At 70.3% G+C, this 13468-nt stretch carries 3 protein-coding genes; 2 read left to right on the forward strand and 1 reads right to left on the reverse strand.

Annotated elements, in window-relative coordinates; all coding sequences use genetic code 11:
• Positions 1-11277 (reverse strand): amino acid adenylation domain-containing protein (locus AC1DWT_RS28060; protein ID WP_477923169.1); only part of this gene is annotated, 11277 nt, incomplete at its 3' end.
• Positions 11278-11395: 118 nt separating this feature from the next.
• Between AC1DWT_RS28060 and AC1DWT_RS28065 the strand changes: the two genes are divergently transcribed.
• Both AC1DWT_RS28065 and AC1DWT_RS28070 read left to right on the forward strand, forming a co-directional pair.
• Complete coding sequence (locus tag AC1DWT_RS28065; protein ID WP_206014873.1) at positions 11396-12094, forward strand: TetR family transcriptional regulator; 699 nt, start codon at positions 11396-11398, stop codon at positions 12092-12094.
• Positions 12095-12268: 174 nt separating this feature from the next.
• Positions 12269-13429: an acyl-CoA dehydrogenase gene (locus tag AC1DWT_RS28070; protein WP_072944633.1), complete on the forward strand. Its 1161-nt coding sequence runs from the start codon at positions 12269-12271 to the stop codon at positions 13427-13429.
• Positions 13430-13468 lie beyond the last annotated feature (39 nt).

Consider the following 13468-nt stretch of genomic DNA (forward strand, 5'->3'; position numbering starts at 1 on the left):
GAACAGTGTGGTGAACCATCCGACGGTGCGGGACAGGTCGGCGCCGGGCACGACGTGGTCTTCGCGGCCGTGGCCCTCGAGGTTGATCAGCACGTCGGCCGTGTCGACCCCGCGGTGCCGCCGCCACCGGATCATAGCCAGTGCGAGGGCGGTGAGGAGGCCGTCGCCGACGGCGCCGTGGAACGCGGCGGGAAGGGTGGTGAGGAGTGCGTCGGTGACGCCGGTGGGCACGTCGACGACGACGCGGCCCGTCGTGGCGTCGACGTCGACGTCCGGATTCAGCGGCCGGGAGCCGAGAAGCGGATCGGGGCCGTCCAGGATCGACTGCCACAGTGCGCCTTCGGCGCGCCGGGACCGCACGGCATCGGTGAGCCCGTGCGACCATCGCCGCATCGACGTCCCGACCGCCGGCAGTGCGGCGGGCAGACCCTCGGCGACGCGGGAATGGGCGGCCGCGAGATCCGCGATCAGGATCCGCCAGGACACGCCGTCGACGACGAGATGATGCGCGACCAGCAGCAGACGCCCCTGCCCGTCCGGGCCGTCGAACCAGAGCACCTGCACCATGCTGGCCGCGGCCGGGTCCAGGCGGTCTGCCGCCGCGTTCAGTTCCACTCTCGCGACCGCGGCGAAGTCGCCGACGTCGAACGACGTCACGGGCACGCGGTGGATCAGCGCGTCGGCGCGCACCGATCCGGTCGGCAGCACCGTCATCGCCCACCGCCCCGCCTCGTCGGCGGCGAGTCGCGCGCGGAGCATGTCGTGGCGGTCCAGCACGGCGTCGACGGCGGCGGCGAGATCCTCGCGGGTGAGGCCGCGTGGTGCGGTGACCGGCACAGACTGGGAGAACCGCTCCAGCCTGCCGCCGCTGCGGTCGAGCATCCACGCGACGACGGGGGTCAGCGGCACCGGGCCGACTCCGCCGCCGGGCAGTTCCTCCAGCACCACGGCATCAGCGCGTTCGTGGTGGGCCACCTCGGCGAGACCGGCGACGGTCCGGCGCTCGAACACGTCCCGCGGGGAGAGGATCAGTCCCGCGGCCTTCGCGCGGGCCACCAGCTGGATCGACATGATGCTGTCGCCGCCCAGCGCGAAGAACGAGTCGTCGACTCCCACCGAGGCGAGTCCCAGCACGTCCCGGAACAGGCCGGCGAGCAGCGCCTCCGTCTCGGTGCGCGGCGGCCGGCTGTCGGTGACGGTGACACCGAAGTCTGGTTCCGGCAACGCCTTCCGGTCGATCTTGCCGTGCACCGTCACCGGGAGCGCCGCGATCACCAGAACGGCGGCGGGCACCATGTACGACGCGAGCCGCGTGCCCGCGAACTGCAGGACCTCGCCTGGATCGACGGCCGCGCCGGGTTCGGGGACGACGTACCCGATCAGCCGGTCGCCGGACCGTTTGTCCCGCCGCACGTCGGCGACTGCCGCCGCCACGTTCTCGTGGGCGAGCAGCGCCGACTCCACCTCGCCGAGTTCGATTCGGAATCCGCGGATCTTCACCTGGAAGTCGGTGCGCCCGAGGTAGTCGAGTTGCCCGTCCGCCGTCCAGCGCACGAGGTCGCCGGTCCGGTACATCCGGCTGCCCGGCGGCCCGAACGGGTTGGCCACGAAGCGTTCCGCGGTGAGGGCGTGCCGGCCGTGATAGCCGCGGGCGAGCGCGGGGCCCGCGAGGTACAGCTCCCCGGCCACGCCTGCCGGCACCGGATGCAGTCGCTGATCGAGGACGGTCTCGGTGAACCCGAGCGTCGGCGCGCCGATCGTGACCGGCTCGCCCGGCGCCAGCGGCGTGCTGATGCTCGACACGACCGTCGCCTCGGTCGGACCGTACGCGTCGAACATGGCCCGGCCCGGCGCCCACCGTGCCACCAGTTCCGGCGGGCATGCCTCGCCGCCGGTCACCACGCACTGCACGCCCTCGAGGCCGGCGGGATCGACCGAGGCGAGCGCCGCCGGCGTGACGAAGCAGTGCGTGACCCGCTCACGCCGCAGCAGGTCCGCCAGGTCGTCGCCGCCGTAGACGGACGGGGACGCGATCACCATCGTCGCGCCCGGTCCGACCGCCAGCATCAGCTCGAGCACCGAGGCGTCGAAGCTCGGCGACGCGAAGTGCAGGGTCCGGGACCCCGTGGTCGTGCCGAACGTGTCCCGCTCCGTCGCAGCGAAATTCGCCAGCCCGCGGTGTGTGGTCACCACACCCTTCGGCCTGCCGGTCGATCCCGACGTGTAGATCACGTACGCGGGGTGGTCGACGTGCAGGGCCGACGAGCGGTCGGTGTCGGTCACCGCCGTCGCCGGAAACAGCGACAGCTCGGCGTCGGTTCCGGGGTCACCGAGATCCAGCCACGGGATCGACGCGGGCAGGGCGGACCGCAGCCCGGCCGTGGTGAGACCGGTGACGGCGCCCGAATCGCCGAGCATGTACTCGATGCGCTCGGCCGGATGGTTCGGGTCGACCGGCAGGAACGCGGCCCCGGTCTTGGCCACCGACCAGACGGCGAGGACGGATTCGATGGACCGCGGCAAGGCCAGCGCCACCACCTGTTCCGGGCCGATGCCCCGCCCGATCAGGAGCCGGGCGAGCCGGTCCGACCGCTCGTCGAGGTCCCGGTAGGACACCCGGCGTCCGTCGAAGACCAGTGCCGCGGCATCCGGGTCCCCGGCGGCGGCCGTCAGCAACTGCGGCAGCGTCCGCGCCGGCACGCCGGGCCCCCCGCTCACCGGCGTCAGTGCGGCCCGCTCGCCGGCGCCGAGAACGTCGACGTCGCCGACCGGGGCGTCCGGCGAGTCGGTGACGGCGCCGAGGATCCGGACCAGGCGCTCGGCGAACGCCGCCACCGTGTCCTCGTCGAAGATGTCGGTGGCGTATCCCAGCGCCGCGCTGATCCCCGCGGGACGACCGTCGGCGTCGACGTTCTCCCGCAGGGTCAGCTGGAGGTCGAAGTTGATCGTGTCGAACTCGAGGTCGAGGGGTTCGACGTGGAGGCCGGGCAGCTCCAGCTCGGGGCGCTCGGTGTTCTGGAATTCGAGCATCACCTGGAACAGCGGTGAGTACTCCGTCGAACGGGAGGGACGCAGACTCTCCACGACGCGTTCGAACGGCACGTCCGCGTGCGTGAACGCCCCGAGGTCGGCCTCACGGACCTGCGCGAGCAGTTCGGCGAACGTGCGGGCGCCGTCGACGGGGGTGCGGAGCACGAGGGTGTTCACGAACATCCCGACCAGGTCGTCGAGTTCGGCCTCGCCGCGGCCCGCGATGGGTGTGCCCACGGCGACGTCGTCCGACGCGCTCAGCCGCGACAGCAGGACCGCCAGCGCGGCGTGCAGCGCCATGAACACGGTCGACCCGTGCCTGCGCGCGACCTGCACGACACCCTGGTGGAGATCCGGGCCGATCCCGAACTCGACGCGGCCCGCGCCGAGGGTGCGGGCGGCCTGGCGGGGCCGGTCCGTGGGCAGTTCCAGCACGTCGGGGATGTCGGCGAGCGCCGCCGTCCAGTAATGGAGTTGGCGGGCGAGCGGCGACTCCTCGTCGTGTTCGTCGCCGAGCCGGTCCCGTTGCCAGAGTGTGTAATCGGCGTACTGGACGGGCAGAGGAGTCCAGTCGGGTGCGGCGCCGCGGGCGCGGGCCGTGTACGCCGACAGGACGTCGCGGGCGAGCGGGACCATCGAGAAGCCGTCCGCCGCGATGTGATGCACCACCACGGCCAGCACGTGCTCGTGCTCGCCTGCCGCGAACAGCCGGGCCCGCAGCGGCGCCTCCGTGGTCACGTCGAATCCCGCGGAGAGCAGGCGGTGGAGTTCCGCGCCGACGTCCGACGGCGCGACGGGGTGAGGTGTGAGATCGGGCGCCACGGTCTCCGGCGGCAGGATCACCTGCCGTGGGCCGGCGTCGGTGAGCGGGAAGACGGTGCGGAGGGATTCGTGACGTTCGACGACGTCGGTGACGGCCGCCTGCAGCGCAGTCACGTCGAGCGTGCCGGTGAGGCGGAGTGCGATCGCGACGTTGTATGCCGCACTGGCCGTGTCGAACTGGTTGGCGAACCACATACGCTGCTGCGCCAGCGAGACGGGGACCTCCCGCGACGGATCCCGCGGGGCGGGCGCAGGCCGGGATTCCGCCCGGGATTCCCCAGCCTCGGCGCGGGCGGCCAGCCCGGCGACGGTCGGGGCGTCGAACACGTCCCGCACGCCCAGACGGTCGCCGACTGCCGCGTTGACGCGGGCGACGAGCCGGGTCGCGGTCAGCGAGTTTCCGCCGAGCGCGAAGAAGCTGTCGTTCGCCCCCACCCGGACGATGCCGAGGAGGTCGGCGAACACGGCGGCGACGATCTCCTCCACCGGGTTGCGTGGGGCGACGAATCCCACCGTCGCCGTGCCGAAGTCGGCGTCCGGCAGCGACTTCCGGTCGAGCTTGCCGTTGACCGTCAGGGGCAGGGCGTCGATCACCACCACCGCCGCCGGCACCATGTACGACGGCACGCTCGCCCCGACCGCGGCGAGAACCGCCGCCGCGTCGACGTCGGCGCCCGCCTCCGGGACCACGTAGCCCACCAGCCGGTCGCCGTCCCGCTCGTCGCCGCGCACCACGACCACCGACTGCGCCACCCCGGCGCACGCGCCGAGGGCGGCCTCCACCTCGCCGAGTTCCACCCGGAATCCGCGCAGCTGCACCTGGAAGTCGCTGCGCCCCACATACTCGAGCCGCCCGCCCGCACCCCACTTCACGACGTCGCCCGACCGGTACATGCGCGTCCCGGCCCGGCGGTGGTCGAACGGGTCGGCGACGAACCGCGTCGCGGTCAGCCCCTGCCGCCCGATGTAGCCGCGGGTCACCTGGTCTCCGGACACGTACAGCTCTCCCACCACCCCGGGGGGTACCGGATGCAGCCGGCCGTCGAGGACGTAGACGCGCAGTCCGGGGAGTCCGCCGCCGATCACCGAGCCGGGTACGGAGGCCGCCAGCGCCCGGTCGAGGGCGAGGTAGCTGACGTGCACGGTGGTCTCGGTGATGCCGTACATGTTCACCAGCACGGGGGCGCGGTCGTCGTGCCGGGTGTACCACCTCTCCAGTTGCCCGACATCGAGGGCTTCGCCGCCGAAGATCACGTGCCGCAGCGACAGTGGCATTGTGTCGCCGTCCTCGACGGTGCTCGCCGCGCGATCGGCCTCCGTCAGCTGATAGAACGCGGTCGGGGTCTGGTTCAGCACCGTCACCCGTTCCCGGCGGAGCAGTTCGAGGAACGTGTCCGGCGACCGCGCGGTGAAGTAGTCGACCAGCACCAGCCGGCCACCGTGGACGAGCGCACCCCACAGTTCCCAGACGGAGAAGTCGAAAGCGTACGAGTGGAACAGCGTCCACACGTCGGACGAGTCGAACCCGAACAGTTCCCGGGTGTTGGTGAGCAGGGTAACGACACACCGATGCGACACCTGGACACCCTTCGGCCGCCCTGTCGATCCCGACGTGAAGATGACGTACGCGACGGCGTCGGCCCACAGCGGCCGCAGCCGGTCCGAGTCGGTGACCGGCAGACCGGACAGTTCGGCCACCGCGCCCACCGTGTCCGGATCGTCGATCGCCACCACCGGAATTCCGGCCGGCGCCAGCGGCGCGAATTCTGCGCTCACCACGGCGCACACGGGTCGCGCGTCCTCGAACATCGCTGCCACCCGCTCGGCGGGATAGCTGGTGTCGACCGGCACGTACCCGCCACCGGCGGCGAGCACCGCCAGCAACGTCACCACGAGGGCAGGCGTGCGATCGACCATCACCGCGACCAGCGACTCGGTGCCCACACCCTCGGCGATCAGCAACCGGGCCAACCGGTTCGACCGCTCGTCCAGTTCGCCGTAGGTCAGCGTCTCGTCGCCGCACACGATCGCGGTGGCGGCCGGGGTCGCCGAGGCCACCCGCGCGAACAACTCGACCACCGTCTGCGCGTCGGCGGCGACACCCTTACGGTTCCAGCGGTCCAGCACCAGGTCGCGCTCGACTGCACCGAGAACCGGGATGTCCCCCACCACCACCGCCGGGTCGTCGACCACCGCCCGCAGCACCCGGACGAAGCGTTCCCCGAACCCCTCCACCGACGACCGGTCGAACACGTCCGTCGCGTACAGGAAGGCGGCCGACATCCCGGCGGCGGTGCCCTTCTCGTCGTGGTATTCGGCGAGCGACAGCTGGAGGTCGAATTTGGCAACCCCCGGGTCTACGTCGACGGCTTCGACGGTCAGGCCCGGCAGTTCGAGGTGGGCACGCACGGTGTTCTGGAATTCGAGCAGCACCTGGAACAGCGGCGAGTGGGACGTCGACCGGCCCGGAGCAAGCTCGTCGACGACGCTCTCGAAGGGAACGTCCGTATGCCCGAACGCGCCCAGATCCGTGTCTCGGGCCCGGGCCAGCACGTCGGTGAACACCTCACCCGGCTCCACCGGGGTGCGCAGCACCAGCGTGTTGACGAACATCCCGACGAGGTCGTCCAGCGCCGCCTCACCGCGACCCGCGATCGGGGTGCCGATGGCGACGTCCCCGGATCCGGTCATCCTCGAGAGCAGCACGGCGAGCGCCGCGTGCATCACCATGAACAGCGTCGCGTGGTGTTCGCGTGCGAGGAGGAGCAGTTTCCGGTGCAGGCCGGCATCGATCGGGAACGCCGCGGTCGCACCCGCGAGCGAGCGGGTGACCGGCCGGTTCCGGTCGAGCGGGAGGGCACTGACCTCCGGGAGGTCGGCCAGCACATCGCGCCAGTACTGCAGTTGCCGGGACATGAGGCTGTCCGGGTCCTCGGCACTGCCGAGCAGTCGACGCTGCCACATGCTGAAGTCGGCGTACTGCACGGGCAGCGGTTCCCAGCTCGGCAGGGTCCCGGACCGGCGCGCCGAGTAGGCGACGATCAGGTCTCGGGCCAGCGGCGCGAGCGACGCCCCGTCGGCAGCGATGTGGTGCACCACGATCACGAGCACGTGCTCGTCCGGACCGGTCCACAACAGGGCCCCGCGCAGCGGGACCTTCGTGCTCACGTCGAACCCACCGGTGAGGAGCGTCCCGATCCGGTCGTGCAGCGACTCGTCGCCGTCGACGTGCGGGGTGAGGTCCGGGGCGACCTCCGCGGTGTCGACCACCACCTGGTAGGGGCCGTCCTCCGATGCCGGATACACGGTGCGCAACGACTCGTGCCGCTCGATCACGTCCCCGACCGCGGCCCGCAACGTGTCCGCGTCCAGAGGTCCGGTAAGGCGCACTGCCATCGGAATGTTGTACGCCGCCGACGACGTGTCGAACTGGTTGAGGAACCACATCCGCTGCTGCGCCAGCGACAACGGGATCCGATCGGGCCGATCCCCGACGGTCAGGGGCGGCCGGTCCACGAATTCGGTGCCTGCCCGGCGGACGTACGCCGCCAGCAGTTCGACGGTGGGCGCCTCGAACAACGCCCGCACCCCGACGTCCGATCCGAGTGCCGCGTTGACCCGGGCGATCACCCGCGTCGCGACGAGCGAGTTACCGCCGAGGTCGAAGAAGCTGTCGTCGACACTGATCCGTTCGACGCCGAGGACTTCGGTGAAGACCTCGGCGATCGACTCCTCGACCGGGTCGGCAGGCGCCTTGAACTCGGCGGCCGCGGACAGGAACCGCGGTTCCGGCAGCGCCGCGCGGTCCAGCTTCCCGACCGGGTTCAGCGGGATCTCGTCCAGCACCACGATCACCGAGGGAACCATGTACGCCGGCAACCGGTTCCGCACCTGCCGCAGTAGTTCCGACGTCACGATCGGCCTGCCCGGAGCCGGGACGACGTAGGACACCAGGACCGTGTCCCCGGACGGTCCCGGCCTGCCGATGGTGACGGCCAGTCGCACGTCCGGATGCGTCTGCAGCATCGCATCGATCTCACCGAGCTCGATGCGGAACCCTCGGACCTTCACCTGGAAATCGCTGCGCCGCAGGTACTCGAGCGTGTGATCGGGCCGCCACCGCACCACGTCGCCGGTGCGGTACATCCGGCCCCGGCCGTACGGGTCGGCGACGAACCGCGCCGCGGTGAGACCCGGGCGGCGGTGATAGCCCCGCGCCACCCCGGCACCGGCGATGTACAGCTCACCCGGTACCCCGACGGGTACCGGATGGAGCCGGGCGTCGAGCACCATTTCCTCGACGCCCCGGAGCGGCCCACCCAGCGTGATGGGGTCACCGGGGGTCATCGGTGCGCTGATGTTCGCCATGATCGTGGTCTCGGTCGGACCGTACGCGTTGTGCAGCCGGCGGTCCGGCGCCCACCGGGCGACGAGGTCGGGCGGGCAGGCCTCGCCGCCCACGACCACGTCGAGGAAGTCGCCCAGCGAATCGGGCGGGATCGTTCCCAGCGCCGCGGTGGTGACGAAGCCGTGCGTGACGCGCTCCGACCGCAGCAGGTCGGCCAGTTCGGCGCCGCCGTACGCGGTCGGCGGCACCACCACCATGGTCGCGCCCACTCCGAAGGCCTGCAGGTACTCGAACACGGATGCGTCGAAGCTGGGGGTCGAGAAATGCAGCGTTCGAGACGATCTGGTGGCGCCGAACCGCTCCTGCTGATCGGCGGCGAAGTTGTCCAGCCCGCGGTGGGTGACGGTGACGCCCTTCGGCTGCCCCGTCGAACCGGACGTGTAGATCAGGTACGCGGCATTGTCGAGGTGCAGGGGCCGAATGCGGTCCGAGTCGGTCAGCGGATTGTCCGGGCGGACGGCGCACTCGGCTTGGAAGTCCGGATCGTCCAGCACGCACCACGGAATCGAATCGTGCAGGCGGCCACGCACCGACTGCTCCGTCAGACCGAGCACCACACCCGAATCGGCAAGCATGTAGTCGATCCGGTCGGCCGGGTAGTTCGGGTCCACCGGCACGAACGCCGCCCCCGTCTTCGCGACCGCCCAGACGGACGCCACCGACCGGAACGACCGCGGCAACGCCAGCGCGACGAACGATTCCGGTCCCACACCCTGGTCGATCAGCACGCGCGCGACCTGCGTCGACCACCGGTCCAGCTCGCGGTAGGACAATTCTTCGCCCTGCCGGGTCAGGGCCGTTGCTGCCGGATCCAGTGCCGCGGCATCGGCGAACAGGCCGGGCAGGGTGCGCTCTGACCGGGCAGGCAGGCCCCGGACCGGTGTCAACGCGGAACGTTCGGCCACGGACAGGATCTCGATGTCACCGACCGGAACGTCCGGATCGGCCGCCATCGCACCGAGGATGCGCAGGTACCGTTCGGCCGCCACCCGGATGGTGTGGGCGTCGAACAGGTCTGCGGCGAAACCGAATTCGACGGTGGCCCCGGCCAGTCCCCCCGACTCGCCGACCGCTTCCGTCACGGACACGCACAGGTCGAGGCCGGGGAATTCCGCATCCGGGGAGCCGGGGGGCCTGGTGTCGAGCAGCACCTGGACGATCGGTGCGTACGCCTCCGACACCGACACGCCGAGCTCCTGCACCAGACGGTCGAACGGAACCCCGGTGTGCGACAACGCCTCCGCGGCGACGTCTCGGACGTGGGCCAGGTAGTCGCGGCACGACACCTCGCCCGCGTACCGCGAACGCACCACCACGGTGTCCGTGCGGTCGCCCACGTCCACTGCCGTCCCGACGGCGATGTCGCTGCTCCCGGTGACCCGGCCGAGCAGGATCGACAGGGCGGTGAGGAACACCGTGCGGCCGGCGGTGCCCGCGTCTTCGGCCAGCGCGCCCACCCGGCGGTGCAACTCCGCAGACACCACCACGGTGACCCGGTCGCTCTCCGGCGACAGCCTGGCGGGCCGGCGCCGGTCGGTGGGCAACGGCAGGAGGTCGGGCAACCCATCCAGTCGCCGGCGCCAGTACTCGACTTCCCGGGCCTCGCCCAGCAACCGTTCCCCGATGCGGGCGCTTTCCTCGTGGATGTCGCCCACCCGGGACGCCGGGTTCGCGGTGGCCAGTTCCGCGAGCAACTCCACGAACTGCCGATGGTGTTCCCGCAGTTCGCCACGCTCGTAGCGGCTGGGGTTCGCACGGAAGTCGACGAAGATCCTGGTGGGCGTGCCGCTCTGGTACACGTTGATCAGCAGGTCCTCCACCGGACCCGAGGTGACGATGTGGAAATCGCCCACCAGCGAACCCAGCGCCACCTCCTGGCGGAACAACATGACGTTCACCATCGGCCCGTACAATTCCGTCGACGCGGTGTCGCCGGCGTCACGTCGGATGTCGTCGAGGCTGCACCGCTGGTGCCGCAGTGCCGCGACCAGCTCACGCTGGACCTGCTCGATCAGGTCCGCGACGGTGTCCTCGGCCCGGACGCGGACGGGCATCGGGGCCACGTTGACGAGCATGCCGCCGGAATTGCGCAGCACCGCCGTCGTGCGCGCCGACACCGGGATGGTCACCAGCACATCGGTTCTGCCGGTGCGCCGCGCCAGGTAGCACGCCGCGGCCGCGATGATGGTCGCCRCCGACGGGCTGTCGCGGGAATCGAGAACGGCCACGACGTCGTTGGAGAGGACCGCACTCTCCACCGTGCTGGCGGCGGACACGTGTCCCACCGTCCGCGCCAATGTGGTGCCCTCGACCCCGGCGACCCGCTCCGCCCAGTACTCGCGGTCGGTCAGGAAACGGTCCGAGGCGCGGTACCGGCTGTCGATGTCGTACAACTGCCGCAAGCTGACCGCCCTGTTCGGATCCGGTTCGCGGCCCGCAACTTTCGCGGAGTACCGGTGCGCGATGCGGCGCAGCATCGTCATCGCACCGTAGCCGTCGAGGGCGACGTGGTGAATCCTGCTGTACCACAGGAAGTGCGCGTCCCCGGTCTGCAGGATCGACGTCTCCACCAGCCGGTCTGCGCTCAGGTCGATCGGCGTGACGTAGTCACGCTCCATCCATTCGTGCGCCGCCGACATCGGATCCTCTTCGGCGCGGAAGTCGACGTACGCGATCGACGTGTCCGTCCGATGGTCCACGTACTGCAGCGGGCGGCCGTCGACGTCGTAGACCTTGAGGAACGGCGATTCGAATTCGCGGGCCGCCTCCACTGTCTCCTGCCGCAACAGGTCCATGTCCAGCGCACCGCGGAACTCGACGTACTGGGCGATGAAGATCGGGACCCGCGGTTCCAGTTGCTGAGCGAACCACGTGGCCCGCTGCGCCGCCGACAGCGGAATCGGTTCACCGCCGCCCGGGGCGGAACCGTCCGATCGCTGTCCCGGGACGCGCAGGTCCGCGGGGCGGCGCGGATCCCCCGCCCCCGGAACGGGTCCTTCATCTTGTCCAGGGCACACTAGAACTCGACCTCGCCCCGCCCAACCAGGACGGACGCACTCTTTCGAGTATCCGCCCGCGCGGCGTTCCGGGTCCAGGGCACTGCGGGTCCAATGCCGCCGATGGATACTGGGCCTCATGACCGAGCGCGTCGACACACCCGGCATCGATCCCGCGGACTTCCGCGTCCACGTGGTGGCGCAGGCCATCCGGCTGTTCTCCGAGAACGGGTACGAGGCGACGACCGTCGAGCAGATCGCGTCGGCCGCCGGGGTGTCCCGGCGGACGTTCTTCCGCCAGTTCCGCTCCAAGGAGGACGTGATCTTCGCCGATCACGAATCACTGTTGCAGCAGGCAGAGGACCATCTGACCACGGAAACCGACGACCCGTGGGCGGCGGTCTGCAGGACAGCGGGCCTGGTCTTCGACAGGTTCCGGGAGAACCGGGAACTGGCGGTGCGCCGGTACCAGGTGGTCCAGAGGGTTCCCGCGCTCCGCGACCGGGAGATCGTCACCGGCGTCCGCTACGAGCGGTTGTTCGTCGACTACCTGCGCGGCGTAGTGCCCACCCAACCGGTCCTTAAGGTCATCGGATTCGCGGCCGCTGTCACCGCGTGCCACAACTTTCTGCTTCGGAACATGATCAAGGGCGACCCGGACGCCACCGCGGAAGAACTCGAGCGGGCCCTGCTCGACGTGCGCCGGACGTTCGGCGTCGCCCCGGGGGCATCCACGCAGGAAGAGGACGCCGTACTGGTGGTCTCGTACCCGCCGGGGACTCCCGTGGAGGAGATCACCGGGCGCATCCGGACGCAGTTGTCCCGGCGCCGGGGCTGAGCGGCCGAAGGTGACGACACCCACCCTTGACTGGCACTCAGTGCCGTGGTTGACTGCACTCCAGTGGCAGTAGTTTGCCGACCACGAACGTTGCGGCCCACCTGAACGGAAATAGACCTGGCACGGAGTGCCGCTCAGACTCGGTGCCGTCGAGACTCAGCAAGGAGCGCCCCCATGGCCGGAAATCCGGACTTCGATCTGTTCAAGCTCGGTGAAGAGCACGACGAACTGCGGTCCGCGATCCGCGCGCTCTCCGAGAAGGAGATCGCACCCCACGCGAAGGAAGTCGACGAGGATTCGCGCTTCCCCGAAGAGGCGCTGCAGGCCCTCGTGAACTCCGGCTTCAACGCCATCCACGTCCCCGAGCAGTACGACGGGCAGGGCGCCGACTCCGTCGCCACCTGCATCGTCATCGAAGAGGTCGCCCGCGTCTGCGGCTCCTCCTCCCTGATCCCCGCCGTCAACAAGCTCGGCACCATGGGCCTGATCCTCAACGGCTCCGAGGAACTCAAGCAACAGGTCCTGCCGCAGCTCGCGTCCGGCGAGGCGATGGCGTCGTACGCGTTGTCCGAGCGCGAGGCCGGTTCGGACGCCGCGAGCATGCGCACCCGCGCCAAGGCCGACGGCGACGACTGGATCCTCAACGGGTCCAAGTGCTGGATCACGAACGGTGGCAAGTCCAGCTGGTACACCGTCATGGCCGTCACCGACGCCGACAAGGGCGCCAACGGCATCTCCGCGTTCATGGTCCACAAGGACGACGAAGGATTCGTCGTCGGACCGAAGGAGAAGAAGCTCGGCATCAAGGGTTCGCCCACCACCGAGCTCTATTTCGAGAACTGCAAGATTCCCGGCGACCGCATCATCGGCGAGCCCGGCACCGGTTTCAAGACGGCGCTGCAGACCCTCGACCACACCCGTCCCACCATCGGCGCGCAGGCAGTCGGCCTCGCACAGGGCGCCCTCGACGCCGCCCTCGCCTACACCAAGGACCGCAAGCAGTTCGGCAAGTCGATCAGCGACTTCCAGGCCGTGCAGTTCATGCTCGCCGACATGGCGATGAAGGTCGAGGCCGCGCGCCTCATGGTCTACACCTCCGCGGCCCGCGCCGAGCGCGGCGAGAAGAACCTCGGTTTCATCTCCGCGGCCGCCAAATGCTTCGCCTCCGACGTCGCGATGGAGGTCACCACGGACGCCGTCCAGCTGTTCGGTGGCGCCGGCTACACCACCGACTTCCCCGTCGAGCGGATGATGCGTGATGCGAAGATCACCCAGATCTACGAAGGCACCAACCAGATCCAGCGCGTCGTGATGTCGCGTGCACTGTTGAAGTAGGCGGCTACGCCGCCCGTGCGTGGTTAACGAGTCTCTGGA

It is taken from the genome of Rhodococcus sp. P4_B6 (assembly GCF_056402215.1).